The 25,321-nt window shown below is 59.0% G+C and carries 25 protein-coding genes; 7 read left to right on the top strand and 18 right to left on the bottom strand.

The features are described 5' to 3' along the window. The first annotated feature begins 2 nt into the window (after positions 1–2). The 3 genes from rsxG to nth are packed head-to-tail and all read left to right on the top strand — an operon-like array spanning position 3 to position 2,090. Positions 3–704, top strand: coding sequence for an electron transport complex subunit RsxG (gene rsxG / locus msub_RS00590; RefSeq protein WP_048494231.1), 702 nt, complete (start codon positions 3–5; stop codon positions 702–704). A gap of 2 nt (positions 705–706) precedes the next feature. Continuing rightward, the gene (locus tag msub_RS00585) at positions 707–1,423 is read left to right on the top strand and encodes an electron transport complex subunit E (RefSeq protein ID WP_048494230.1); all 717 of its coding nucleotides are present in this window, start codon (positions 707–709) and stop codon (positions 1,421–1,423) included. Between the two features lie 28 nt (positions 1,424–1,451). After that, positions 1,452–2,090: an endonuclease III gene (nth, locus tag msub_RS00580; RefSeq protein ID WP_048494229.1), complete on the top strand. Its 639-nt coding sequence runs from the start codon at positions 1,452–1,454 to the stop codon at positions 2,088–2,090. Between the two features lie 78 nt (positions 2,091–2,168). Here the strand turns inward: nth and msub_RS00575 are convergent, their stop codons facing one another. The 17 genes from msub_RS00575 to msub_RS00495 all read right to left on the bottom strand — a co-directional run bounded on the left by msub_RS00575 (position 2,169) and on the right by msub_RS00495 (position 20,900). Then, positions 2,169–2,744, bottom strand: a complete 576-nt coding sequence (locus tag msub_RS00575; protein ID WP_048494228.1) for a chalcone isomerase family protein — start codon at positions 2,742–2,744, stop codon at positions 2,169–2,171. Positions 2,745–2,951: 207 nt separating this feature from the next. Continuing rightward, complete coding sequence (gene rpoS, locus msub_RS00570; protein WP_048494227.1) at positions 2,952–3,947, bottom strand: RNA polymerase sigma factor RpoS; 996 nt, start codon at positions 3,945–3,947, stop codon at positions 2,952–2,954. Positions 3,948–4,151: 204 nt separating this feature from the next. Continuing rightward, a complete protein-coding gene (locus msub_RS00565) occupies positions 4,152–4,925 on the bottom strand; it encodes a peptidoglycan DD-metalloendopeptidase family protein (protein ID WP_406564698.1) in 774 nt (257 codons plus the stop codon). 324 nt (positions 4,926–5,249) lie between these two features. Continuing rightward, complete coding sequence (locus msub_RS00560; protein ID WP_048494225.1) at positions 5,250–6,233, bottom strand: DUF368 domain-containing protein; 984 nt, start codon at positions 6,231–6,233, stop codon at positions 5,250–5,252. 2 nt (positions 6,234–6,235) lie between these two features. Beyond that, on the bottom strand, positions 6,236–6,892 hold the full coding sequence (locus msub_RS00555; RefSeq protein ID WP_048494224.1) for a protein-L-isoaspartate(D-aspartate) O-methyltransferase: 657 nt from the start codon (positions 6,890–6,892) through the stop codon (positions 6,236–6,238). Further along, positions 6,889–7,647, bottom strand: a complete 759-nt coding sequence (gene surE, locus msub_RS00550) for a 5'/3'-nucleotidase SurE (protein WP_048494223.1) — start codon at positions 7,645–7,647, stop codon at positions 6,889–6,891. The genes msub_RS00555 and surE overlap by 4 nt, the downstream gene beginning before the upstream one ends. A gap of 11 nt (positions 7,648–7,658) precedes the next feature. After that, positions 7,659–8,708: a tRNA pseudouridine(13) synthase TruD gene (truD, locus tag msub_RS00545; protein ID WP_048494222.1), complete on the bottom strand. Its 1,050-nt coding sequence runs from the start codon at positions 8,706–8,708 to the stop codon at positions 7,659–7,661. Beyond that, complete coding sequence (gene ispF / locus msub_RS00540; RefSeq protein ID WP_048494221.1) at positions 8,705–9,184, bottom strand: 2-C-methyl-D-erythritol 2,4-cyclodiphosphate synthase; 480 nt, start codon at positions 9,182–9,184, stop codon at positions 8,705–8,707. Before ispF ends, truD begins: the two co-directional genes overlap by 4 nt. Positions 9,185–9,209: 25 nt before the next feature. Beyond that, positions 9,210–9,911, bottom strand: coding sequence for a 2-C-methyl-D-erythritol 4-phosphate cytidylyltransferase (ispD, locus tag msub_RS00535; protein WP_048494220.1), 702 nt, complete (start codon positions 9,909–9,911; stop codon positions 9,210–9,212). Between the two features lie 6 nt (positions 9,912–9,917). After that, positions 9,918–10,190, bottom strand: coding sequence for a septum formation initiator family protein (locus msub_RS00530; RefSeq protein ID WP_048494219.1), 273 nt, complete (start codon positions 10,188–10,190; stop codon positions 9,918–9,920). Between the two features lie 205 nt (positions 10,191–10,395). Then, entirely contained in the window at positions 10,396–11,691 is a 1,296-nt protein-coding gene (gene eno, locus msub_RS00525) for a phosphopyruvate hydratase (protein ID WP_048494218.1), read from the bottom strand. 200 nt (positions 11,692–11,891) lie between these two features. Further along, a complete protein-coding gene (kdsA, locus tag msub_RS00520; protein ID WP_048494217.1) occupies positions 11,892–12,737 on the bottom strand; it encodes a 3-deoxy-8-phosphooctulonate synthase in 846 nt (281 codons plus the stop codon). A 2-nt stretch (positions 12,738–12,739) separates the two neighbouring features. Further along, on the bottom strand, positions 12,740–14,368 hold the full coding sequence (locus msub_RS00515; RefSeq protein WP_048494216.1) for a CTP synthase: 1,629 nt from the start codon (positions 14,366–14,368) through the stop codon (positions 12,740–12,742). 87 nt (positions 14,369–14,455) lie between these two features. Further along, a complete protein-coding gene (tilS, locus tag msub_RS00510) occupies positions 14,456–15,805 on the bottom strand; it encodes a tRNA lysidine(34) synthetase TilS (RefSeq protein ID WP_048494215.1) in 1,350 nt (449 codons plus the stop codon). Then, positions 15,789–16,742 (bottom strand): acetyl-CoA carboxylase carboxyl transferase subunit alpha, encoded by a 954-nt coding sequence (gene accA, locus msub_RS00505; RefSeq protein ID WP_048494214.1) that lies wholly within the window; start codon positions 16,740–16,742, stop codon positions 15,789–15,791. The genes tilS and accA overlap by 17 nt, the downstream gene beginning before the upstream one ends. A gap of 146 nt (positions 16,743–16,888) precedes the next feature. Further along, a complete protein-coding gene (gene dnaE, locus msub_RS00500; RefSeq protein WP_048494213.1) occupies positions 16,889–20,371 on the bottom strand; it encodes a DNA polymerase III subunit alpha in 3,483 nt (1,160 codons plus the stop codon). Between the two features lie 46 nt (positions 20,372–20,417). Next, positions 20,418–20,900, bottom strand: a complete 483-nt coding sequence (locus tag msub_RS00495) for a TlpA family protein disulfide reductase (protein ID WP_048494212.1) — start codon at positions 20,898–20,900, stop codon at positions 20,418–20,420. 68 nt (positions 20,901–20,968) lie between these two features. Between msub_RS00495 and arsC the strand changes: the two genes are divergently transcribed. The 4 genes from arsC to msub_RS00475 are packed head-to-tail and all read left to right on the top strand — an operon-like array spanning position 20,969 to position 24,240. Next, the gene (gene arsC / locus msub_RS00490) at positions 20,969–21,322 is read left to right on the top strand and encodes an arsenate reductase (glutaredoxin) (protein WP_048494211.1); all 354 of its coding nucleotides are present in this window, start codon (positions 20,969–20,971) and stop codon (positions 21,320–21,322) included. Positions 21,323–21,364: 42 nt separating this feature from the next. Then, entirely contained in the window at positions 21,365–21,970 is a 606-nt protein-coding gene (gene wrbA, locus msub_RS00485; protein ID WP_048494210.1) for an NAD(P)H:quinone oxidoreductase, read from the top strand. Between the two features lie 59 nt (positions 21,971–22,029). Next, entirely contained in the window at positions 22,030–22,389 is a 360-nt protein-coding gene (locus msub_RS00480; protein ID WP_048494209.1) for a DUF2069 domain-containing protein, read from the top strand. A gap of 33 nt (positions 22,390–22,422) precedes the next feature. Further along, positions 22,423–24,240, top strand: coding sequence for a GspE/PulE family protein (locus msub_RS00475; protein WP_048494208.1), 1,818 nt, complete (start codon positions 22,423–22,425; stop codon positions 24,238–24,240). 6 nt (positions 24,241–24,246) lie between these two features. On the opposite strand, the gene msub_RS00470 is transcribed toward msub_RS00475, so the two are convergent. Continuing rightward, on the bottom strand, positions 24,247–25,302 hold the full coding sequence (locus msub_RS00470; protein WP_048494207.1) for a DUF3080 domain-containing protein: 1,056 nt from the start codon (positions 25,300–25,302) through the stop codon (positions 24,247–24,249). Positions 25,303–25,321 lie beyond the last annotated feature (19 nt).

Raw genomic sequence — 25,321 nt, 5'->3', positions numbered from 1 at the left:
CCATGGCAGCCATAGCACAGTCCATGCGTCGCAGTGCCATCGGCCTCGGCTTGTTCGCGGTGATCACCGGTGGCACCATTGCGGTAACCCAGGTGGCAACCGAGGAGCGGATTGCTGAGCAGGCAGCGCGTGCAGAAGCGCAGGCACTGTTCGAAATCATTCCGGAAAGCCAGCTTTCCAATGACCTGCTCAAGGATACCGTGCAGTTGCCCGCCAGTGAGCGCCTGAGCCAGCCCGGCCCCCTCACGGTCTGGGTTGCCCGGAAAAATGACCAGCCTGTCGGGATGATCATGCCCATCGTTGCACCCAATGGCTACTCCGGGAACATCCACCTGCTGGTTGGTGTGGATATGCAGGGCACCATTTTGGGCGTGCGGGTAACCAGTCACAAGGAAACACCAGGGCTGGGCGACCAGATCGAGACCAAGAAATCCGACTGGATCAAAAGCTTCGAAGGTCGCACGCTTGGCCAGCCGCCTCACAGTGAGTGGAACGTGAAGAAGAACGGCGGCCAGTTTGACCAGTTTACCGGGGCTACAATCACCCCGCGGGCCGTCGTAAAGGCCGTGCAGAAGGCGTTGATCTACTTCCGGGAGCACCGACAGATCATCCGGGAACAGCTCAATGAAGCGCCGAATCCGAGGCAGGAGCCCCTCTCGCCGGAAGCGATTGCCGGCGAATCGTCCAACATGGAGCATTCCTGATTATGGCAACCAAATCTTCCAGTGAAATTATCCGCGACGGTCTCTGGACCAACAACCCGGCTCTGGTGCAGGTTCTGGGGCTGTGCCCCTTGCTCGCTGTCACCAGCACGGTGGTCAATGCCATTGGCCTCGGAGTGGCGACCCTGATGGTCCTTATGGGGTCCAACCTCGCCGTGTCGCTGATTCGCAACTTCGTCAGTGAGTCCGTGCGCCTGCCGGCGTTTGTCATGATCATCGCATCGTTCGTGACCTGCGCAGAACTGCTGATGCAGGCGTTTACCTATGAGCTTTACCAGATCCTGGGCATTTTCATACCGCTGATCGTGACCAACTGCTCGATTCTGGGCCGGGCTGATGCGTTCGCCTCCAAGAATGCGCCGGGCCCCGCCCTGCTGGACGGCGCAATGATGGGCGTCGGATTCCTCGCTGTCCTGATCGTTCTGGGTGGCATGCGGGAGCTTATCGGCCAGGGTAGCCTCTTTGTGGATATGAACCTGCTGCTCGGCCCGGGGGCCGCTGACTGGGTCATCCGCCCGTTTGAGAACTACCCCAACATGCTGTTCATGATGCTGCCACCCGGTGCGTTTATTGGCCTGGGTGTGCTGATTGCCCTCAAGAACGGCATCGACAATCACCTGAAAGAGCGTCGCAAGGCCAGCGAGCCGACGCCGGTGGCTGCCGGTAACAAGCGCGTCCGGGTTACCGGGAACGTTTCCTGAATTCGAGAATGCGAAAAACTGGGCACTGATGAACAAGCAGAAACGTACTGAAATCTTTACCCGTCTGCGGGCCGCCAATCCGAACCCGACCACGGAACTGAACTATGCCAGCCCGTTCGAGCTGCTTATTGCGGTCATCCTGTCGGCCCAGGCAACCGACGTTGGCGTGAACAAAGCCACCGATAGACTGTTCCCCGTGGCCAACACGCCAGAAGCTATTCTCGCTTTGGGAGTGGATGGGCTGAAGGACTACATCAAGACCATTGGCCTGTTCAACAGCAAGGCCGAAAACGTGATCAAGACCTGCCGCATTCTTATTGAAAAGCACGGCAGTCAGGTACCGGAACACAGGGAAGATCTCGAAGCTCTGCCAGGAGTTGGTCGCAAAACCGCCAATGTGGTGCTCAATACTGCCTTTGGTCATATGGCGATGGCCGTGGACACCCATATCTTCCGGGTTTCCAATCGGACCGGCATTGCGCCGGGCAAGAACGTTCTGGAGGTGGAGCAGCGACTGATGCGCCTGGTGCCGAACGAATTTTTACTGGACGCCCACCACTGGTTGATTCTTCACGGGCGTTACACCTGTACCGCCCGAAAGCCCAAATGCGGCGCCTGCATCATTGAGGACCTTTGCGAATTCAAGCAGAAGCCGGATTATCTCTGATCCCGCTCTGAAGTCTCTGCCAGACGCGACAAAGCCGGCATTATGCCGGCTTTGCACTGCTATCAGGGCTGGAGGGCTTCAGCGTTGGCCCAGCATTTTCTTCTTCAGATCCTTCTGGGCCGGCTTGTCTGAGAGCCATATCCCGAACAGGGCTTTCTTGAACGCCAGATCACCGACGGTATCCCTGAGCTCACCGTTCTTCAGGACCTTAACGCCTGTGCCCGGAACATAGACCAGATCAAACACATCGCCCTCTGAGATTTCCTCATCAAAGACCGCCATGAACTGATCCACATCGTCCTGGATGGCGGCCATATCGCCATCGGTTGATGCCTCAAACCCTTCAAGCGTGGCCTCTGCCATCCGCTCACTGGTGATCATGCCGGAAATGATGTGCAGGGTGATGGCCTGTGGCTCATCGGCATTGATGACCGCCTCTCCATCGCTGACCGTCTCCGGCACGTAGAGGCCGCCCACATACAGATCCATAAACCACTTGGAACGGGTACCTGCACCGTTCAGCTTCAGTTCGGTATCCATGGCCGAGTATGTATCCGGAACATCAACACCTTCCACAGTCATTGCAGAGACTGGTGCGGACAGCATGGCGGCCATCGCCAGTGAGGCAAAGCCGGTTGTAAGAGCGTTCTTCATAGTCCTTTCCTTCTCGATCGTTATTATTGACGTGTTTCATTCGTGCACCGGGATTCGACACCCTTATCCCCGCCCGGTTCCGGCATTCTACCAACGACACTGTCTGGCAAGGCGCAACCTGGTTCTCATTTGCAGAGATCCTGAAACACAAAAGCCGGTCGGATTTACCCCGACCGGCTTTATTTCGACCGAACCTGTCTTGACGTCTTATTTGAACAGCAAATTCCCCGACAGGCCTTCCTTCTCCAGGATTTCCCGAAGACGGCGAAGCGCCTCGACCTGGATCTGGCGAACACGCTCGCGAGTCAGCCCGATTTCCTGCCCGACTTCTTCCAGTGTGCTCACCGGGTAGCCTCGCAGACCAAAGCGGCGGGAAAGCACTTCCTGCTGCTTGTCGCTGAGTTGATCAATCCATTTTTCCAGACAGGAGCACATATTGTTGTCCTGCAGGAGATCCGCCGGATCAGAGGCGCCCTCATCGGCCACCGTATCCAGCAGGGATTTCTCGCCACCACTGCCAATGGGCGTATCCATCGACGCCACACGCTCGTTAAGACCAAGCATGCGCTTGACGTCGGCAACCGGCTTGTCCACCATCGTGGCGATTTCTTCTGCGGAGGGCTCATGGTCCAGTTTCTGGGTCAGTTCCCGGGCCGCCCGCAGGTACAGGTTCAACTCCTTGACCACATGAATTGGCAGACGGATGGTACGGGTCTGATTCATGATGGCGCGTTCGATGGTCTGGCGGATCCACCAGGTCGCGTAGGTCGAGAAGCGAAAACCACGCTCCGGGTCGAACTTCTCAACGGCCCGGATCAGGCCGAGATTGCCTTCTTCAATCAGGTCCAGCAGGGTCAGCCCACGGTTCACGTACCGGCGCGCGATTTTAACCACCAGGCGCAAATTGCTTTCAATCATCCGCTTGCGACCGGATTCCTCGCCCTTGCGCGCCAGGCGGGCGAAATAGACTTCTTCTTCCGGGGTCAGGAGTGGTGAAAAACCGATTTCGTTGAGGTAAAGCTGGGTGGCGTCCAGCTGCTTCTGGCTGGTGAAATAACGCCCCTGGGTGGGAAATCCTTCTTCGACCTCGGCAACCTCGTCGGCTGCTTCCTTGTCGACCTTTTCTTCCGCTAACAGTTGATCTTCTGAGTCTTCGATATCTGACACACGATCAATAATGATGTCTTCTTGCTCTGCTGACATTTGTCTTGCCCCGCCTCTCAATAATCCTGGATGTTCGCCCGATACTTCTTTTTATTGCGGACGCTAACGCCTTCATGCTTCTTCTTCAGGACATTTTGTTGGTTGGCCTGTCACAGCCTTTACCGTTCTTGTTTTTCTTTCGAATGCGGTGTGTCTGTCAGTGCCGGGGTGGTTGATCAGGCAGCCTGCTGACTGCTTGCTCCATTAGCGCGGTGGCAGATAATGCACTGGATCAACCGGATTGCCATCTTTTCGGATTTCAAAATGCAACATGGGTCGTTCAGCACCGCTGCTACCAAGCTCTGCAATCACCTGCCCGGCGTTTACGTCCTCCCCTTCCTGCACCAGAATCTTCCGGTTATGAGCGTAAGCACTCAAATAGTGCTCGTTGTGATTCACAATAATCAGATTGCCGTATCCAAGCAACCCGTTGCCCGCGTACACCACATTCCCGGTGGCTGCAGCTCTTACAGCATCCCCGGCTTGCCCGGCAATATCAATACCTTTATTGACTTTCCCGGATGTTGAATATCGAGCAATTACGGTGCCAACATGTGGCCAGCGCCATTCGATACGGGCGACGGTCTGGGTCTGGGAGCCCAGTGGCGCCCCCCTTCTTGGCGCCCGGGTAACCGAGGGCTTTGGCGCGGACTCCGCAGTCGGTCTCGGCACCGACACCCGGTTTCGGTGGTCGTGACCTGATGCCTCCCGCCTGCTCGCTGAATTAGTCTGACGGCCGGAGGTTACAGTTCCGCGAAGGTCCAGGCGCAGCACCTGCCCCACCTTCAGCGTCCAGGGCGGGCCGATGCCGTTAGCACTGCCAAGCTCGCGATAATCCCGACCGTACCGCCAGGCAATGCTGTACAGGGTCTCACCGGGCTGAACCACATGACGGCCCCAGTAGACCGGTGGGTTGTAAAGGTCGTCCTGGTAAAGAGCAGGGGTGTTGCAACCGGAAAGCAACAGCAAGACAACCAGCGGAATAATGGCAACAGACGAAGGCGGATTTTTTTTAAAAAGGCGAGAAGGTTCACAGGCACCGGAAGGGAACCGCGGGAACGCCGAAAAAACGGCATTGACTGACCCACGAAAAAATCTCACAGGAATAAGACGGACCCAGTTATAAAAAATTCGTATAAGTCACCCGGCCTGTAGAACCAAATTCTAAGGTTTTAATAGTAACTTGCTAATATATTGCATATTTCCTGATGAAATCCAAGTTACTGCCTACGGCTTCCTGTTACCTGACGACACACTGATTTTGTGCGCCAGGTAACACTTTTGCTCCAGATTGCCGCCCGGCTACTCCCGTGTCTTCACCTTCCGGTGGCGAAAGCCGATCCACTCCACCAGCAAAACCAGACCAAACCCGAGCAGCGCCATCAACACCGCTAACCCAATCTGGGGATCCTGTCCCGCCTGCTCGGCGAAGGTCCAGGGCGAGATACTCACCTCATTGAGCGGTACCTGTTCACCCGCGCTGTTGGTCCGCCAACTGAGTATTTCCTTCCAGGGCCAGACCTTGTTAAGGGCGCCAAGCATGAACCCGGTCAGCAACGCCAACACCAGATCATGATAGTGATGGAACGCCCAGGTAATCACCCGCGCAATCGATAGCAGGCCGACCAGGCAACCCGCCATGAACAACAGCAAAATACCCATGTCGAACGACTTGATGGCCGCCAGTACAGGCGCGTACATGCCGATAATGACCAGAATAAAGCTGCCGGAAATGCCGGGGAGGATCATGGCACAGATGGCAAGTGCCCCGGCGCCGAAGAATGCCAGACTGGAGGGTGAAACCTGCCCCGCGGACAGGGTGGTGATCCACCAGGCCACAACAATGCCCGCCAGCAGAGGCACCACCAGTGCCACCCTGTAGTGCCGCACCTCGCGCCCCACGTGCCAGACCGAGGCGACGATCAGGCCAAAGAAGAAACTCCAGATAAGGATCGGGTGTTCCACCAATACGTAACTGATCGCCGACGCCAGCGTGGCAACGCTGGTGAGGATACCGGCCAGCAGGCACACCAGGAAGGTGCCGTCGCATGCCTGCCAGAACGCCCTGATATTGCCCCGCAACAGCTGACGGAAAGCGGCGACCGGCAAGGCGCTGATGGCCTCCAGCAGCCGGAAGTATATCCCGGTGATGAACGCGATGGTGCCACCGGATACCCCCGGTACAATATCGGCAGCGCCCATGGCAATACCACGGGCAAAGACCGCCGCAGGGTGCTGAATGCGCTCGGATTCGGGGCTGATACTATTTGATTCCGGGTTAGTCATGATTAGCGGACAACGCCTCCCAGCAGAGGAACAAACCGGACCGGCTCAAGCTCTCTTTGTTCAAAACGGTCACCACAACGGGTTACCTCCACCAAAACCTGATGCTCTTCGCCGACCGGTGCAATCAGGACACCACCGTCCGCCAGTTGGGCAAGCAGCTCAGCGGGAATTTCAATCGGTGCCGCGGTCACGATAATGCCGTCGAACGGACCGCGTTCCGGCCAGCCCATGCCGCCATCGGCGTGTTTGAAAAATACGTTTCTGGCGTTCAGCGTCCGCAACCGCTCCCGCGCACGATCCTGCAGGGCTTTGATGCGTTCCACGCTATAAATGTGTTTGAACAGGCGAGACAACACAGCGGTCTGGTAACCCGAGCCGGTACCCAGCTCCAGCACGTTTGCAGGGCTGTGAGCCAGCATCAGCTCGGTCATCCTTGCCACTATGTATGGCTGGGAGAGCGTCTGCCCGTAGCCAATGGGCAGTGATGTGTCCTCGTATGCCCGGTGAGACAAGGCCTCATCCAGAAAAATGTGGCGCGGCACCTCCCCCATCACCTCGAGGACCCGGTCCGACTCGATGCCAGCTTCCCTGAGCCGTTGAACCAGCCGCAACCGGGTGCGACGGGAGGTCATCCCGATACCTTCGAGCTGAGCCGTCATTCGCGATCCTCCAGCGCATCCACCCAGTCCCGGAGCGGGACCAGTGCCTCGTGACGGGTCATATCAATGTGAACGGGTGTCACCGACACGTAGCCCTCGCGAACGGCGTGGAAATCGGTTCCGGGGCCGGCATCACCGCCCACCCCGGCGGCACCGATCCAGTACCTTTCCCTGCCGCGGGGACAGGTCATCGGAACTGCACCTTCGGCCCGCTCCCGATGGCCGAGCCGGGTGACACGAATACCAGCCAACGCTTCCCAGGGCACATCCGGAACATTCACATTAAGGATGGAGCGCGGCCCAAGGACCAGCGGGCGCTTGCTCTCGAGAAGCATCCGGACAACCCGGGCGGCGGTCTGGTAATGAAAGTGGCCGTCATTAACCAACGACACGGCAATGGCCGGCAACCCGAGGTGGCGCCCTTCGGTAGCGGCCGCGACCGTGCCGGAGTAGATGATGTCATCCCCGAGGTTGGCGTGGGTGTTGATGCCGGAAACCACCCGGTCAAACGGTTGTGGGAACAGACCGTTCACCGCCAGGTGAACGCAGTCTGTCGGTGTTCCGTCCACCGAGCGGAAACCGTTGGGATGTTCTTCCACGGTCAGGGGCCGGTTCAGGGTCAACGCGTTGCTGGCACCGCTGTGATCGCGGTCAGGCGCCACCACTTCGAGGTCCCCGAGCCCTTTCAAGCCCTCATACAGGGCAATCAGACCCGGCGAATGAACGCCGTCATCATTCGACAACAGAATACGCACAGTGTTCTCCGCTAGCCTTGTTGTTCGTTATGTCGGCCGAGGCTCATGTCCTCAAGCTCGAAAATATCATTCAGAATCGTCGTGGCGTACTGCCCGGGCGACAGGCAAAATGCCAGTTCCAGGCAGTTGTCGGCCTGCCACTGCCACAGGAGATCTTCCGGCCTTGCCGCCAGGGACCGACGTTCAGGCTTCATGCGGGTGACCGAAAACAGCTCCGCCAGGCCAGGGGTCCGGGCCACGATATTTCGCTCCAGGGCTTCCTGGGGCCCGGAAGCCGTGGTGCCGCCATCACCCCACAGGGGGCCGGTTGCCGAGGCCTCGGCCCAGCTACCATCCTCAACCCGGGCAGCAAGCACTTCGTTGAACAGCCACGAGCGTGCCGCCGAAAAGTACAATACGTTTTTAGTGCCCTCGCTTCCAGCGCGCTTTTTACCTCCGCGACCTTTTCCACCCGACCGGCTGCGCCGGTTCAGTGCGGACGGATCGATATGGAGTGCCCGGTCCAGGTTGGCGCCATCCCGGCCAAACCGCTGGGGACCGAAATAATTCGGAACGCCGAGGGTGGCCAGTCGCTGCAGAGCGTCTTCAATGGCCTGCCGATCCCCGGACACATTCCTCAGAACAATCACAAACCGGTTACCGCTGTGATCACCGCGGCGCAGCTTGCGCGCATCGCGAAACCCAGAAAGCACTGGCCAGCGGGAAGCCACCTCGTGAATGAGACCCCCATCCTCAGCCTCCCGGCCCGGGCGATAGAGACTGAACCACTGGCGGGTGACCGCATGACGATCCTTGAGGCCGCAAAATCCCACGTCAAAGCTCCGGCAGTTCGCCAGACGGGAAAGTTCGCGGCCGACAAACTCGGTATTGTCGCCGGTTTTTTCCAGTTTCAGGCAGAGATGCTCCCCGCTGCCCGGCACCTCCCCCGAGACATCACCGGCCAGACTTCCGGCGGGTTCCAGAACCTCTTCCACGAAGAAATCGCTTGCGGATGTCTTGAGTTGCGCGCGAGCAATACGCCGGCCTCCGGAAGTTGGCCAGTCAAGGCGCCACAGGCTCATGACTCCACCGACTCAAGCAGACACACGGCCTGACAGGCGATGCCTTCGCCCCGGCCAGTAAAGCCAAGCCTCTCCGTGGTGGTTGCCTTCACGCTGACCCGACTGGCGGGAACGCCGAGATCCTCGGCAATATTCAGGCGGATAGCATCAATATGAGACGCCATTTTGGGAGATTGGGCAATCACCGTGGTGTCGACATTGACCACGGTAAACCCTTCGTCACGGACACGGGCCACAACCCGCCGCAACAGATCACGACTGTCTGCCCCCGCCCACTCGTCGCTGGTGTCCGGAAAAAAGTGGCCGATATCGCCGAGAGCCACTGCACCCAGAAGTGCATCTGCCAGGGCGTGCAGCAACACATCGCCATCGGAGTGGGCCTTCAGCCCCCGGGAATGCGGAATTCTGACTCCGCCGATAATAACGGAATCGCCTTCACAGAAGGCATGGACATCAAAGCCCTGACCAATACGCATAATGTGCTCCGGAAAACTCGGACAATCAGAACCGGCTCAGGATAAAACGGGCAAGCTCGAGATCCGCAGGTACCGTAATTTTAAGGTTATCAGGCCGCCCCTCAACCAGAACCGGCATGTTACCGGAAAACTCCATGGCAGAGGACTCATCTGTCACCGGCAGGCCGGATTCGAGGGCACTTTCCAGCGCGTCAACCAGCAACTGGTAGCGGAACATCTGCGGGGTCAGGGCCCGCCAGAGCTCGCTCCGATTAACCGTTTCAGCGACCTCGGGCAGTTCTCCCGCACTGGCCCTCTTGAGCGTATCCGCCACCGGCGACGCAAGCAGGCCACCCACGGGGTGGCTGTAAACCCTGTCGATCAGATTGGAAAGATCCCGGGTGTGAAAGCAGGGCCTGGCTGCATCGTGGATCAGTACCCAGTCGTCATCCCGCACCTGCTCCGCCAATGCATGCAGCGCAGATAATACCGAACAGGCCCTTTCGGAGCCGCCGGTGCAGGTCTGAATACGGCCGTCCTGTCTGGCCTCGGTTTCGGGCCACCAGTGATCGGCAGGGTGAAGTGGAACCATGCAGCCGGCGAAGGGGGCAGAGCTCATCAGGCGGGAAAGGGTAATATCGAGAATAAAACGTTGATCAATCCGGAGATACTGCTTTGGCTGGTTCGCCTGCATGCGCTTGCCAGTGCCGGCGGCCGGAACTATCAACCAAAGTCTCGGTGCAGTCATAGATAATCAGTTTTCAACAACGAGGAAAAAGGTCTCGCCTTCCTGAATCAGCCCGAGGTTCATCCTGGCACGCTCTTCAACGGCACTTTGCTCGTTACGAAGATTCCTGACCTCGGCATAGAGACGGTCATTGCGGGTAGCAAGCTCGGCATTTTCCTCTCGCTGCTCGGCGATGGACTGCTTTAATGCCCAGACTTGCGCAAAGCTGCCCTCTCCAACCCACAGACGAACCTGCAGCAGGAGAATCAAGACTACCATCAGGGCCCAAAGCAACTTCATTGCCGATTCCGTTCAAAAAATGACCAATCAAATTTACAACGCAGGACGTTGAGTATAGACCTTAGTGTAGATTAGCAACAAATTCTTCTAACTGCCTGTGTAAAAAGACCATCGTGTTCACGTTTTTACCCGGAACACGATGGCCTTAGCGGCTATCGCTGTAAACCAGCGGGGCGTTCGGTCCCCGCCCGGTCACATCAGCCGATCAACCCTGCCCTTTGATCTCACTCAGGCCGCGGTAGGGTGCGCTCCCGTCCAGCGCCTCCTCAATGCGCAGCAGCTGGTTGTACTTGGCAACGCGATCAGAACGGCACAGGGAACCGGTCTTGATCTGACCCGCACAGGTTGCCACGGCCAGATCGGCGATGGTGGTGTCCTCGGTTTCCCCGGAACGGTGTGAAATCACCGCGGTAAAGCCGGCATCCTGGGCCATCCTGATGGCATCCAGGGTTTCGCTCAGGCTGCCGATCTGGTTGAACTTGATCAGGATGGAGTTACCCACACCCTTGTCGATCCCCTGCTTCAGGATCTTGGTGTTGGTTACGAACAGGTCGTCGCCAACCAACTGGATTTTGCTGCCCAACTTGTCAGTCAGAACTTTCCAGCCGTCCCAGTCGCTCTCGTCCATGCCGTCTTCGATGGAGACGATCGGGTAACGCTCGCACAGACCGGCCAGGTAATCGGCGAAGCCCTCGGAATCAAAGCTCTTGCCCTCACCGGAAAGCTGGTACTGGCCGTCCTTGTAGAATTCAGACGAGGCACAGTCCAGGGCCAGCGTCACATCGGTACCCAGCTTGTAGCCGGCTTTATCAACCGCTTCCTGAATCACCGCCAGCGCGGCTTCGTTGGAGGGCAGATTGGGAGCAAAACCGCCCTCGTCACCAACCGCCGTATTCAGGCCCTGGACCTTCAGCACTTTCTTCAGGCTGTGGAAAATCTCCGCACCAACACGCAGGGCTTCAGAGAAGCTCTTGGCTGAAACCGGCTGAACCATGAACTCCTGGATATCAACGTTGTTATCCGCGTGCTCGCCACCGTTCAGGATGTTCATCATCGGCACCGGCATGGAAAACTTGCCAGAGGTGCCGTTGATGTCTGCAATGTGCGCATAAAGCGGCTTACCCAGGGAAATCGCCGCCGCCTTGGCCGCAGCAAGGGAAACTGCCAGGATGGCGTTGGCGCCCAGGTTAGCCTTGTTCTCGGTGCCGTCGAGATCCAGCATGATGTTGTCCAGAGCCCGCTGATCAGCCGCATCTTTGCCTACCAGCGCATCACGGATCTTGCTGTTCACGGCTCCAACCGCCTTCAGAACACCTTTGCCAAGGTAACGGGAGGCGTCACCATCACGCAGTTCCAGGGCTTCGCGAGAGCCGGTAGAGGCACCAGAGGGTGCGCACGCACTGCCGATGGTGCCGTCTTCGAGGATAACGTCTGCTTCGACGGTGGGGTTACCGCGGGAATCCAGAACCTCACGTCCTTTGATGTTGGCAATCTTGGTCATTCGAATGATTCTCCAAATTTTCGATGTCTAAACGGTTCTAATCCGAAGTTGGGCATAGAGCAGGTGGGGGATGGCTTTCCGAAACTGTGCGGAGCCATGGATGGCGGAGCCCAAGCGTCACATGGATGTGCCGCAAGGAGCGTGTTTCGGAAAGCCATCCCCCACCTGCTCGTACTCCCATACAAAACAGACACCGCCAATCAGGCGGTGTCGATAGGTTTAAAGCTTTTTACCAGATCATCCACAGCTTTCACCCGCTGCAGGAAAGGCTCCAACTGGCTGAGCCGCAGAGCGCAGGGGCCATCGCATTTGGCTTTGTCCGGGTCCGGATGGGCTTCCAGGAACAGGCCGGCCAGGCCCTGAGACATGCCCGCCAAAGCCAGATCCGTAACCTGGGCCCTGCGGCCACCCGCGGAGTCGGCTCGCCCGCCCGGCATCTGCAGGGAGTGGGTAACGTCGAACATCACCGGTACGTTCATGGCTTTCATAATGCCAAAACCCAGCATGTCGACGACCAGGTTGTTATAACCGAAGCTGCTCCCCCGCTCACAGAGGATCACCTTATCGTTGCCGGCTTCCTCGCACTTGGTAATGATGTGCTTCATCTCCTGAGGAGCCAGGAACTGTGCCTTCTTGATATTGATCACCGCACCGGTTCTCGCCATGGCGACCACCAGATCGGTCTGGCGGCTCAGAAAGGCCGGCAGCTGGATAATGTCACAGACTTCAGCGGCTGGGGCCGCCTGGGCCGGCTCGTGGACATCAGAGATGATGGGAACCCCGAATTTACTCTTGATGTCGGCCAGTATCTGCAGTCCCTTTTCAAGACCCGGTCCCCGGAAAGAGTTCACGGATGAACGGTTGGCTTTGTCAAAGGACGCCTTGAATACATACGGGATCCCGAGTTTACCGGTGGCCTCGACATAGGCCTGGGCCACTTCCATGGCCAATTCCGGAGACTCCAGGACATTCATGCCACCAAAAAGCACAAATGGCTTGTCGTTGGCGACCTCGATTCCCGATACGTTTACGGTGTTCTGCGCCATACTCAGGATCCTTTCTTGTTGGCCAGTGCTGCCTCAACGAAACCCTTGAACAGCGGGTGACCATCGCGGGGCGTGGAGGTAAATTCCGGGTGGAACTGGCAGGCGACGAACCACGGGTGATCCGGTGCCTCTACTACTTCCACCAACCTGCCATCGGTAGACCGGCCCGCGATTTTAAGACCAGCCTCTTCCAGCCTCGACAGGAAATGATTGTTCACCTCATAACGATGACGGTGGCGTTCACGGATGGTCTTCTTGCCATAACAGCTGGCAATAGTTGAATTATCACTCAGCACACAGTCCTGCGCGCCCAGGCGCATGGTACCGCCAAGGTCCGACTCTTCAGTCCGCTCTTCACGCTCACCCGTGGCGTCCAGCCATTCGGTGATCAGGCCGACAACCGGCTCAGGTGTATGCTCCCGGAATTCGGTACTGTGGGCGTCTCTCAGGCCGGCAACATTGCGGGCGTATTCAATCACCGCTACCTGCATACCCAGACAGATCCCAAGGTAGGGAACCTTGTTCTCGCGGGCATACTGAACCGTACGGATTTTGCCTTCGACCCCGCGTTCACCGAAACCACCGGGCACCAGGATGGCGTCGGCATTTGCCAGCACACCGGTACCGTCGCGCTCGATATCCTCGGAATCGATGTAATTGATATTGACCTTGGTGCGGGTCTTGATGCCGGCATGCAGCAGGGATTCGATCAGTGACTTGTAGGCGTCCAGCAGCTCCATGTATTTGCCAACCATGGCAATGGTCACTTCCTGTTGCGGATGCATCAGCGATTCCACCACCTCGTCCCACTCACTCAGGTCCGCCGGGCGGGCATCGAGATTGAAGCGTTCAATCACCAGCTGGTCCAGGCCATGTTCGTAGAGCATGCGTGGAATAGCGTAAATGGACTTGGCATCCTGCAACGGAATGACCGCGCGCTCTTCGACGTTGGTGAACAGGGCAATCTTGCGACGGGAACTGACATCCACTTCATGCTCGGACCGACACAACAGAATATCCGGCTGCAGGCCTATGGAGCGCATTTCCTTGACGGAGTGCTGGGTTGGCTTGGTTTTGATCTCACCCGCGGTGGCAATGTAAGGCACCAGGGTCAGGTGCATGAAGATCGCCCGCTGGGGCCCCACTTCCACCTTCAGTTGCCGACAGGCCTCAAGGAACGGCAGGGATTCGATATCACCCACGGTGCCGCCGATTTCAATCAGGGCAACGTCCGCCCCGGCTGCGCCTTCGACCACACGACGTTTGATTTCATCGGTGATGTGAGGAATCACCTGAACGGTGCCGCCGAGATAATCCCCGCGGCGTTCCTTGCGGATGACTTCCTCGTACACACGACCCGTGGTGAAGTTGTTCCGACGGCTCATCGGCGTGCGGATGAAGCGCTCATAGTGGCCCAGATCGAGGTCTGTTTCCGCGCCATCTTCGGTGACAAAAACCTCACCGTGCTGGAACGGGCTCATGGTGCCGGGGTCCACGTTGATGTACGGGTCCAGCTTGAGAATAGTGACCTTCAGGCCGCGTGCCTCGAGGATCGCAGCCAGAGAAGCTGATGCGATACCTTTCCCCAAGGAGGACACGACACCGCCGGTGACGAAAATATAACGCGTCATGCAGATTCCGTGATTGTCTGGTTCGGTGAAGGAGGGAGATTATCATCTCAAGATGGGACGCCAGACTACCAGAAAGGCCCCACTGACTCAATCACATTCCCGTTCTACAACCAGCCGCCAGCCGGCGGCATGGGCGCCTCCCGAGTATTGTTCAGAACACCACAAATCGCCAATGGCAATTAGCTCCCCAGCTCCTTCCGGGCCGGCAAAAACCAGCGGCAGACGGGCCCTCTCCCAGGGAGGCACCGCACGCTCCTGAAGCCATTTTTTCAGCGATCGGGACGGGCCGTCAGGATGAAAGCGAACGCGCTCTCCACCCTGCCTCGTAGATACCCGTATTGGCGGCGGGGGACTTTTCGGGCTAGCGACCAATGTCAGTGTCCACTCACCCCAGCGCAGGGAAGAGCCGGGCTCAACAACGACCGGCGTTTCCGGCAATGGCCTAGTCTCCGGAACCAGGTACAGGTCACCCTGGAATCGTCGCAGGCTGAAACCGTCTGCCCGCAGTTCCGGCTCCCGGTCCTGACCGGCATACAGCAGGTCGTTCAGGCTTTGCCGCCAGTCTGTGATCGAGGGTGGTTGAAACCCCCGCTCCCGGGCCCACCAGCGAATCAGGTTCTTCTGTTCTGCCAGTGAGAGTGCGTACAGGCCGGCCACCGGCAAACGGTCTCCCTCGCCTGCCAGAGACTGCCACTGCAAGGCTGCCAGCTTCCGGTTCAGGGTTTCGCTCTCGGCACAGGCATCGGCCGTATGGCGGAGCCTGCGGGCCAATCCCGGCCAGCGGGATCGCAGCAAGGGCAAAACCCGATGCCTGAGGAAATTCCGGTCGAAGCGTTCGTCGGTATTGCTGGGATCATCAATCCAGGCCAGCCCGGCTGCTCGCGCCCAACGCTCAAGCTCGGACCGCTCCAGATGCAACAATGGCCGAAACAGACGCCCCCCGCCCAGCGCCCGACTGGCCGGCATGCCAGCCAGCCCCGCCACGCCACTCCCCCTGAGCAGTCTGAACAAAACGGTTTCAGCCTGATCGTCGCCGTGGTGGGCCATCAACAGGAGATCACCCGGTTCTACCAGCCGCTCCAGAGCGGCATAGCGAGCCTTTCTGGCCGCTTCCTCGATGCCGCCGGAACCGCTGGAGCCTTCACCGGAGGCAACCGACACCCGCTCCACTACCAGTGGAACATTCAGCCCGGCGCAGAGGGACCGGCAGAACGCCTCGGTTTCCGCAGCGTTGGGCTGCAACTGGTGATTGATGTGAACAGCATTTACGGGGCCGGCACCGCCATGACATTGAGCGGCAAGATGCAGAAGCAGGGTCGAGTCCAGCCCGCCGCTCAGGGCGACCCACAGACGGGAGAAATCGGGGAGAGCTCTGACCGGGGCGCAAAGCGCCTCCGGCCAGTGGAATCCGAGAGTGGGCTCAGCGCCCGGTGTCATAGCGGGTCAGCCGCTCGTAGCGGCGGGAAACCAGTTCATCCAGGGGCAGGCGACTGAGTTCAGCAACGCCCTTTGCAAGCACGTCCTTCAGCGCCTTTGACATTTTCTCCGGGTTCCGGTGCGCGCCACCCAGAGGTTCGCGGACAACATTATCCGCCAGCCCGAGGTCTTTCAGGCGGTCTGCAGTAACGCCCATGGCCTCTGCTGCCTGGGCCGCGTACTCCGCGCTCTTCCAGAGAATCGAGGCGCAGCCTTCCGGAGAAATAACCGCGTAGGTGGAGTACTGGAGCATGTTCAGTTGATCACAGACACCGATCGCCAGGGCGCCGCCGGACCCCCCCTCACCAATCACGGTGGAGATGATGGGCGTTTTCAGGCGTGACATCACCGCCAGGTTGAACGCAATGGCCTCACTCTGGCCCCGCTCCTCGGCACCGATGCCCGGATAGGCACCCGGGGTGTCGATAAAGGTCAGAATCGGCATCCTGAACCGCTCGGCCATTTCCATCAGGCGCAGGGCTTTGCGATAGCCCTCCGGACGGGGCATGCCAAAGTTGCGCTTTACCTTGTCACGCACTTCCCGGCCCTTCTGGTGACCAATGATCATGACTGGCTTGTCATCCAGCCGGGCGGTACCGCCCACAATCGCCAGGTCGTCAGCGTAGCGGCGGTCACCGTGCAACTCGTCAAAATCCTCGAACATGTGCTCAATGTAATCGAGGGTATAGGGCCTGCGCGGATGCCGGGCCAGACGGGAGACGTCCCAGGGCTGCAGGTCCGAAAAAATACTCTCCGTCAGGCTGACGCTTTTCTTCTTCAACCGGGTGATTTCATCGGAGATATTGATGTCGGTGTCGTTACCCACCATACGAAGCTCTTCAATCTTGGCTTCCAGGTCGGCAATTGGCTGTTCGAAATCCAGATAATTAGGGTTCATGATGATCCATCATTTTTTTGCCAGGCGGGACTGACCCCCGCCAAACCAGAATTTGAAACAAAGATAGCAGCGCCCGGCCAGGGTCTAAAGCGGACATTGGTATGAGTCCACTTTCTGACAAAGCTTTAATTTTTCAACTTGCTGAGTCAATCATAGACCAGTTCCACCGACTGGTCGCCCATGAGGTGCCTGAGTTCCAGCAGCAGGTTGTCATCCGGCTGAACCCGCCAGGATTCGCCGAGTTCAATCCGCGTTGATGCGTCAGGGCTGCTGTATTCAATCCAGACCGGGCTGCCGTCGCAACGGAAGGCCCGAAGCGTACTGTCGAGCTTCTCCAGCAGGCCATTCTGCAACTGGTCGGCGCACAGGTTCAGTTTCAGTCCGCGGCTGAACTGCTGTCGTGCTGCGGCCACCCCCATCACCGAACTCACTCGCATCTTCATCTGGCCGGAGTAGTCATCGTGGCTGACCTGCCCTTCAACCACAATAACCTGATCAGACTGCAGCAATTCCCGGTTCTCGAAGAACGCTTCCGAGAACAGGGTCGCTTCTATCCGGGCGCTCCGGTCATCCATTGTTATGAAGCACATGGTGGAACCGGTTCGGGTCTTCATGGTGCGCTGGGCAACCACGAGCCCGGCAACGCGCTGGGGCGATTTGTTGGGCTTCAGATCGGCGATGGAGGACCGTACAAACCGCCGGACCTCCTTCTCGTATTCGTCGAACGGATGCCCGGTCAGGTATAGGCCAAGAGTGTCCTTCTCACCCTTGAGCCGCTGTTTCTCCGGCCACTCGCGAATCCCGGCCACATCCTCGTAGGGATCGCCGCCATCGCCAACCTCCAGCATCTCGCCGAACATATCCATCATTCCGACGGATTCGTTGCGGGATTGCTGGCCGGCCTGCTGTACGGCCTTGTCGATGCTGGCCATCAGTTGGGCCCGGCCGGCGCCGAGCTTGTCCATGGCCCCGGAACGGATCAGCGCCTCCATGGCGCGCTTGTTGACTTTTTTCAGATCGACCCGCCGACAGAAATCGAAAATATCCTGATACGGCTCACCGTCGCCGCGCCCTTCCACAATGCTCTGGATAGGCCCCTCGCCCAGGCCCTTGATGGCGCCCAGGCCATAAACGATCTGGCCTTCATCGTTCACCGTGAAGGTGTATTCCGAGCGGCTGACGTCCGGCACCAGAAGATCCAGCTTCATGTTCCGGCACTCTTCAACCAGAGTCACCACCTTATCCGTGTTCTGCATATCGGCGGTCAGCACGGCAGCCATGAACTCCGCCGGGTAATGCGCCTTCAGCCACAGCGTCTGGTAGGAGACCAGGGCGTAAGCTGCGGAGTGGGATTTGTTGAACCCGTAGCCGGCGAACTTTTCCACCAGGTCGAAGATATTCTCCGCCAGGGTCTTGTTGATGCCGTTGTTCTCGCAACCATCCAGGAAGATCTGCTTCTGTTTGGCCATTTCCTCGGGCTTTTTCTTACCCATGGCCCGGCGCAGCATGTCCGCGCCACCCAGGGTATAGCCGGCCATCACCTGGGCGATCTGCATGACCTGCTCCTGGTACAGGATGACCCCGTAGGTGGGCTCCAGCACGGGCTTCAGGCCCTCGTACTGATAGTCCGGGTGCGGGAAGGACATTGGCTGCCGGCCGTGCTTCCGGTCAATAAAGTCATCCACCATGCCCGATTGCAGCGGCCCCGGGCGGAACAGCGCCACCAGGGCGATCATGTCTTCCAGGGAGTCCGGCTGAAGGCGGCGGATGAGGTCTTTCATGCCGCGGGATTCGAGCTGGAACACTGCCGTGGTCTCGGCCTTCTTGAGCATGTCGAAGGACGGGATGTCGTCAAGCGGGATTTCATTGATGTCGAGTGGCGCCAAACCGCGCTTTTCACGCCGCGGATTGATCATCTTCAGCGCCCAGTCGATGATGGTCAGGGTGCGCAGGCCCAGGAAGTCGAACTTCACCAGGCCGGCATCTTCCACATCCCCCTTGTCGAACTGGGTAACCAGGCTCCCGCCTTCGTCGTCACAGTAAAGCGGCGAGAAATCGGTGATCTTGGTGGGCGCGATAACCACACCCCCGGCGTGCTTGCCGGCGTTCCGGCAGACACCCTCGAGCTTCAGGGCCATTTCCCAGATTTCCTGGGCTTCTTCGTCCTGCTCGAGAAACTCCTTGAGCTGGGGCTCCTGAACCAGGGCCTTCTCAAGGGTCATGCCGGGCTCGAAGGGAATCATCTTGGAGAGCTTGTCGGCCAGGCCGTAGGATTTGCCCTGCACTCTGGCAACGTCCCGCACCACCGCCTTGGCCGCCATGGTGCCGAAGGTAATGATCTGCGACACAGCCTCACGGCCGTATTTTTCGGCCACATAGGCAATCACCCGGTCCCGACCTTCCATGCAGAAGTCGACGTCGAAGTCGGGCATGGACACCCGCTCGGGGTTCAGGAATCGCTCGAACAGCAGATCGTATTCCAGGGGGTCCAGATCGGTAATCATCTGGGCGTAGGCAACCAGCGAGCCAGCACCGGAACCCCGGCCCGGGCCCACTGGCACGCCATTGTTCTTGGCCCACTTGATGAAGTCCATCACGATAAGGAAGTAACCCGGGAAGCCCATCTGGATGATGATATCCAGCTCGAAATTCAGCCGTGTGTAGTAAGCCTCGCGCTTGCTGTCGTACTCCGGGTCGTCCTTGCTCAGGGTCTTGGCAAGCCGCTCTTCCAGGCCTTCTTCCGATACCTTGCGGAAGTAATCGTCCATGGTCATGCCATCGGGAATCGGATAGTTCGGCAGGAAGTATTCACCCATGCGGACCTTGACTGAGCAGCGACGGGCGATCTCGACGGTATTCTCGATGGCTTCCGGAATGTCGCTGAACAGCTCAATCATTTCATCGGCGCTGCGCAGGTACTGCTGGTCACTGAAGCGGCGGTCACGGCGGGGGTCATCCAGGGTCCGGCTTTCCCCGATACAGACCCGTGCTTCGTGGGCCTCGAAATCGTCCGCGTCCAGAAAGTGGACATCGTTCGTGGCCACCACCGGCAGGCCCAGCGCCTGCGCCAGCTCAACACTCAGATGCAGGCAGTCTTCATCGCCGGGGCGACCGGTACGCTGCAGTTCGAGGTAGTAGCTGTCCGGATACAATCTCATCCAGTAGTGGGCCCGCTCGTGGGCCAGGTCCGGCTTGCCCGCCAGCAGCGCCTTACCCACATCACCCATCTTGCCACCCGAGAGCGCAATCAGGCCCTTCGGCCGGGCCTCGAGCCACTTTCGCCGGATAATCGGCTTGCCGAAGCGCTGCCCCTCGGTGTAACCCAGGGAAATAATTTCGGTGAGATTCAGGTAGCCGTCATTGTCCCGGGCCAGCAGGGTCAGCCGGAAGGGGTTCTCCGGTTCGTCCGGGTTCTCCAGCCAGAGATCGGCACCGATGATGGGCTTTACACCCGCCCCCATGGCGGCCTTGTAGAAGCGCACCAGCGAGCACATGTTGGACTGCTCGGTCAGCCCCACCGCGGGCATGCCCAGTTCGGCAACCCGCTTGATCAGTGGCTTGACCCGAACCAGGCCATCCACCATGGAGTATTCGGAATGGACGCGGAGATGTACAAAAGTCTGCGACATAACGTCAGGTTATTCCTGCTGTAGAATTCGATGAGGCCAAGGAACTTCAGCCGCCGGTCAGCGACCGGATGCCTTCTTCTGTCTGCGGGCCGAAACGGGCTTCCACCAGCTCACCGTCCGGGTTAACGATGAATGTCGCTGGCAGCGCCACGGGTAACTGCCAGCCAAATCCGGGCCCGGGATCGTCCGCCAGCATGGTATATTCAATACCCATCTGTTCGCCCAATTCGGCCAGTGCGCCGCCCTGCACATCATCAAAATTGACACCCAGGACCGAGATATCGGGCGCCTTGTCGATAGCGTTCAACTCGGGGATTTCTTCCAGGCACGGCTTGCACCATTCCGCCCAGTAGTTCACCAGCACCCACTGGCCCCGCAGGCTGTCCCAGTTCAGCTTGGTACCGTCGGCCCGTTCAAGTTCAGTTTTCTGGCAACCGGCCAGGGCCATGACCAGCAGCAAAAGGCCGCCAGCGAGCAAAGGCCGAGACACAAGCTGCGGACGAACACGCAGCAACCCAGGGTACTGCACTGGAAAACCTCCTGTTAGACTAATGGCCACACAAATCATGGCATCCATTCAACCAACCAGGCTCGAAGATGACAGAACCAACCCGGATTTTCCACAACCCCCGTTGCTCAAAATCTCGCCAAACCCTTGAACTGCTTACCGAACGGGGTATTGAACCGGAGATTATACGCTACCTTGAAACGCCACCGACAGAGCAGCAGCTCGAGGATATTCTTGCAGCGCTGGAGCTCGAGCCCCGCGACCTGATGCGGACCAAAGAAAAAGAGTATAAGGAACAAGGCCTCGATGATCCGGATCTCAGGCGTGAACAGTTAATTGCCGCCATGGTTGCCACGCCAAAATTGATCGAGCGGCCGATTGTGCTCGCAAACGGAAAAGCAGCCCTTGGCAGACCGCCGGAAAACGTGCTTTCCATTCTCTGAGCCAGACCGTTTTCAACAGCCGAACCAAAAGGATCGCTGACGATGCCCGAGCAACTGCCGTACATTCTCATACTTTTTTACAGCCGTAACGGGCAGACTGCAGAGCTGGCCAGCCATATCGGCCGGGGAGTCGCGCGGGTGAGTGGCATCGAGGCCAGGCTGAGATCGGTACCTCCGGTTTCACCGGACACCGACGCCTCGCTGCCCCCGGTGCCGGATTCCGGCGCTCCCTACGCCAGCAAAGCCGATCTCGCCCAGTGCGCAGGTCTGGCCATCGGCAGCCCCACCCGCTTCGGCAACATGGCCGCGCCGCTGAAGCATTTCCTGGACACCACCGGGGATCTCTGGCTCAGCGGTGCCCTGGAGGGTAAGCCCGCCGGTGCGTTCACGTCCACCGGCAGTCTGCACGGTGGCCAGGAAGCCACATTGATGACCATGATGGTGCCATTGCTCCATCACGGCATGGTGATTTGTGGCCTGCCCTACTCGGAGAAAAACCTGAACGAAACCGAAACCGGTGGCACGCCTTACGGCCCGACCCACTGGTCCGGCACCGGCGAGCAACAGCCACTGAGCGCCCATGAGAAAGCCCTGTGCCAGGCGTTTGGTGAAAGGCTGGCAAGGCTCGCCCTGAAACTGGCCAACTGATACAGGCCCTGGCCCATAACGTAAGCTGCCTGACACTTCCCTGTTTACGGAAACACACTATGCTGAACAACCCAAAAGCCCGTTACACTGCCCGGGCGACCATTGCGCTTTACATTGGTGTACTGGCCACACTTCTGATAACCACCTTCTATCCCGCCCCTGTCCAGGGGGTATCCATCGCACTGATGCTGTCGGTCAAACTGATTCCGCTGCTGGCCTTCGCGGTGCCGGTTTTCCGGGCCAACAACCGGGGCTATATCTGGTTGGCTTTCGTGGTAATTTTCTACTTTACCCAGGCAGTCGTCTCGGCGTGGCTCAGCGAAGGCGCCCCAGGGCCGGTCATCTTGATGATACTGACCTTCCTGCTGTTCACTGTTGCCATGATTCACCTTAAAGTGAACCGGCCCGTGGCGAACTGAAACACACTCATCAACACCTGGATCTGACCGCCTATGGCTGACACCGATACCTCCGGAATCGCACAGCGGCCACCCGCACCGCACCGAAGCACCCTGACGCTGCGGGATATTTGCACCGCCCTGGTGACCAGCGGCGAAGTCAGCCAGGAAGATGCCGAGCGGATTTTATCGGCCAACCTGGGCGCCGCAACCAGCAACGGCCAGGCCGGAAAGCGCCACCCTCTTGAACTGGTTGCCATTGCCTCCCTGACCAGCGAACAGAGCGGCCGCACTCTGGATCTGGACCGGCTTACCGAGTGGCTGGCCGGCTGGGCGGGGCAAACCTACTACCACATCGATCCGCTGAAGATTGATACCCCGGCCATCGCCCGGGTGATGTCCTACGCCTTCGCCCAGCGCCATGGCATCCTCGCCGTGGAGATTGGCCGGGAGGAAGTTCTGGTCGCCAGCGCGGAGCCGTTCAAGAGTGACTGGGTGCAGAACCTGCAGCAGGCGGTTCGCAAGGACATCCGGCGAGTGGTGGCCAATCCCGAGGATATACGCCGCTACACGGTGGAGTTCTACCAGCTCGCCAATTCGGTCAACAAGGCCAGCGGTGGCCAGGCCCCGGGGGTAGCTGGCCACCAGAACTTCGAACAGCTGCTGGATCTCGGCGCCAGCGAACACCCGGACGCCAACGACCAGCACGTGGTCAAGATCGTTGACTGGCTGCTGCAATACGCGTTCGACCAGCGCGCCTCCGACATTCATATTGAACCCCGGCGCTCGGCCACCCAGGTCCGTTTCCGGATCGACGGTGTGCTCCACAACGTTTATGAATTCCCGGAACATGTCGGGGTAGCGGTCACCAGCCGCCTGAAGATTCTCGGACGCCTGAACGTGGCCGAGAAGCGCCGGCCCCAGGATGGCCGGATCAAGACCCGCAAGCCCGACAATCGCGAGGTTGAACTTCGCCTGGCCACCATGCCGACCGCCTTCGGCGAAAAAATGGTCATGCGGATTTTTGATCCAGACGTGCTGCTGAAATCCTACGAGCAGTTGGGGTTTGGCCGGGAAGACCGCCAGCGCTGGCAGGAGATTACCTCCCGGCCACACGGCATTGTACTGGTGACCGGGCCGACCGGCTCAGGCAAGACCACCACCCTGTACTCAACCCTGAAACAGATAGCCTCCCCGGAGCTGAATGTCTGCACCATTGAAGATCCCATCGAGATGGTGGAACCGGCGTTCAACCAGATGCAGGTGCAGACCAATATTGAGCTCACCTTCGCCGCCGGTGTGCGCGCCCTGCTGCGGCAGGACCCGGACATCATCATGATCGGCGAAATCCGTGATCTGGAAACCGCGGAAATGGCAGTGCAGGCGGCGCTAACCGGCCATCTGGTGCTCTCCACCCTGCATACCAACGATGCGCCCAGCGCCATTACCCGGCTGATGGAGCTGGGCATTCCCCCGTATCTGATCCGGGCCACGGTGCTGGGGGTGATGGCGCAACGGCTTGCCCGAACCCTGTGCCCACACTGCAAGGCCCCCGGCCCTGCCGATGAACAGGCCTGGCAGACCCTGACCCGACCCTGGAAGGCGCCGGTTCCGAAACAGTTCTACCAGCCCGTGGGCTGTCTGGAATGCCGCAACACCGGTTACCTGGGCCGGGCCGGGGTTTATGAAATCATGGCGCTTTCAGGGCCACTGTTGCGCCAGATAACGGATCAGTGCGAACTGGAACAGCTCCGGCTGGACGCCTACAAGGAAGGCATGAAATCCCTGCGCCTGAGTGGTGCCCAGAAGGTGGCTGCCGGCCTGACAACGGTTGAGGAAATTCTTCGGGTCACACCCGAAAGCCAGCGCTGATCGCGTTCAGGCGCCAGGGCGCAAACCACACTGCTCCAGCAACACCTGCCAGGCCCTGGTGTGGTTCATCATCGCCTGGTCCAGCTCCCGCCAAAGGCTGGCATGAGAGTCCTGCGACAGGTAACGCTGATACCACGCGCGGAAACGGTCGGGCATGACATCCACCTGCATCTTTGCCAACCGTTCGAACGGCACGATCAGTTCGGCCCGGGCTCGGGCAACCTCGCTCATATACGGCTGTACCTTAGCGATGTACACGCTGAAAAACATACTCTCCACGATATCGGATTGATTATTCGGCTTACCATTCAGGCACAGAGGCCGGCCGTCGATGCGCTGTTTCAGCAAGGCGGTGGCATCGTTCAGCCTGGCCGCCAGCAACAGTGCGCTATTGATGAGCTGGCCTGCACGGTGTTCAGCCAACCAGCGTTGGTGAACCTCTCCCGCAAAATCCAGCGACACCGACAAGTCACCCGAGAGCAGCCTGGCTACCGTGCCATTGAGCCTGACAATATCGATGGCCAGATCAGAGACCGGGTTGCCTTTTGGTGCAACGGGGTAATAGCCCTTGGCCAGGGTAAACAGTTCCTCGATTTCTCTCACGCCCCAGGTGGCGTTCCAGACAGCAACAGGCAAGGACTCAAGCTTGCTCTCAACAGCCTTGCCCAGCTCCTTCGCCAGGCCTTCGTCTTTCACTGACGGGAGACACTCACGGGCAGTCTGGATAAACCGGATCTCATAGCGGAGGCGATTCAGGGGCTGCATGACCCGGCCCATGACCGAGTTCTTCTCGCCGACAACGTACTGCAGTTCACAGCCATAGAGGGAGAAAAAATCGAGAATGCCCATATCCAGATCGGGCATGGCCAGCACCCGGTCGCGGCGGCGGGGAAGCTGGTTGGCCGGCACGATGACGGAAAGCTCAGGATCGACTTCGAGAACCCTGGCCACCCGCTCGACGTATTCATCCATCATCGGGCGGGCATCGGAGAACGGATTACAGCCTGCAAGAAGCAAAACCAGAACCGGAATGACGAGCCTGAACAGTCCGGTTGCCGCCATCGTTCCCTCCTGCAGTGAA

The sequence above is a fragment of the Marinobacter subterrani genome (assembly GCF_001045555.1).
In the GTDB taxonomy this organism is placed as follows: Bacteria; Pseudomonadota; Gammaproteobacteria; order Pseudomonadales; family Oleiphilaceae; genus Marinobacter; species Marinobacter subterrani.
Note: the sequence above shows the minus strand (reverse complement) of the source record. Positions and strands in the feature narration are given on the sequence as shown.

Excerpts from the sequence above, each read along its gene's own strand:
- truD (WP_048494222.1), bottom strand. The coding sequence starts at position 8,708 with ATGAGCCTGTGGCGCCTTGACTGGCCAACTTCCGGAGGCCGGCGTATT.
- accA (WP_048494214.1), bottom strand. The coding sequence starts at position 16,742 with ATGAACCCTAATTATCTGGATTTCGAACAGCCAATTGCCGACCTGGAA.
- msub_RS00475 (WP_048494208.1), top strand. The coding sequence starts at position 22,423 with ATGGCTGACACCGATACCTCCGGAATCGCACAGCGGCCACCCGCACCG.
- ispD (WP_048494220.1), bottom strand. The coding sequence starts at position 9,911 with ATGACTGCACCGAGACTTTGGTTGATAGTTCCGGCCGCCGGCACTGGC.
- eno (WP_048494218.1), bottom strand. The coding sequence starts at position 11,691 with ATGACCAAGATTGCCAACATCAAAGGACGTGAGGTTCTGGATTCCCGC.
- msub_RS00530 (WP_048494219.1), bottom strand. The coding sequence starts at position 10,190 with ATGAAGTTGCTTTGGGCCCTGATGGTAGTCTTGATTCTCCTGCTGCAG.
- msub_RS00585 (WP_048494230.1), top strand. The coding sequence starts at position 707 with ATGGCAACCAAATCTTCCAGTGAAATTATCCGCGACGGTCTCTGGACC.
- nth (WP_048494229.1), top strand. The coding sequence starts at position 1,452 with ATGAACAAGCAGAAACGTACTGAAATCTTTACCCGTCTGCGGGCCGCC.
- wrbA (WP_048494210.1), top strand. The coding sequence starts at position 21,365 with ATGCCCGAGCAACTGCCGTACATTCTCATACTTTTTTACAGCCGTAAC.
- msub_RS00575 (WP_048494228.1), bottom strand. The coding sequence starts at position 2,744 with ATGAAGAACGCTCTTACAACCGGCTTTGCCTCACTGGCGATGGCCGCC.
- msub_RS00515 (WP_048494216.1), bottom strand. The coding sequence starts at position 14,368 with ATGACGCGTTATATTTTCGTCACCGGCGGTGTCGTGTCCTCCTTGGGG.
- rpoS (WP_048494227.1), bottom strand. The coding sequence starts at position 3,947 with ATGTCAGCAGAGCAAGAAGACATCATTATTGATCGTGTGTCAGATATC.
- ispF (WP_048494221.1), bottom strand. The coding sequence starts at position 9,184 with ATGCGTATTGGTCAGGGCTTTGATGTCCATGCCTTCTGTGAAGGCGAT.
- dnaE (WP_048494213.1), bottom strand. The coding sequence starts at position 20,371 with ATGTCGCAGACTTTTGTACATCTCCGCGTCCATTCCGAATACTCCATG.
- kdsA (WP_048494217.1), bottom strand. The coding sequence starts at position 12,737 with ATGGCGCAGAACACCGTAAACGTATCGGGAATCGAGGTCGCCAACGAC.
- msub_RS00470 (WP_048494207.1), bottom strand. The coding sequence starts at position 25,302 with ATGGCGGCAACCGGACTGTTCAGGCTCGTCATTCCGGTTCTGGTTTTG.
- arsC (WP_048494211.1), top strand. The coding sequence starts at position 20,969 with ATGACAGAACCAACCCGGATTTTCCACAACCCCCGTTGCTCAAAATCT.
- rsxG (WP_048494231.1), top strand. The coding sequence starts at position 3 with ATGGCAGCCATAGCACAGTCCATGCGTCGCAGTGCCATCGGCCTCGGC.
- msub_RS00555 (WP_048494224.1), bottom strand. The coding sequence starts at position 6,892 with ATGACGGCTCAGCTCGAAGGTATCGGGATGACCTCCCGTCGCACCCGG.
- msub_RS00480 (WP_048494209.1), top strand. The coding sequence starts at position 22,030 with ATGCTGAACAACCCAAAAGCCCGTTACACTGCCCGGGCGACCATTGCG.
- tilS (WP_048494215.1), bottom strand. The coding sequence starts at position 15,805 with ATGACACCGGGCGCTGAGCCCACTCTCGGATTCCACTGGCCGGAGGCG.
- msub_RS00560 (WP_048494225.1), bottom strand. The coding sequence starts at position 6,233 with ATGACTAACCCGGAATCAAATAGTATCAGCCCCGAATCCGAGCGCATT.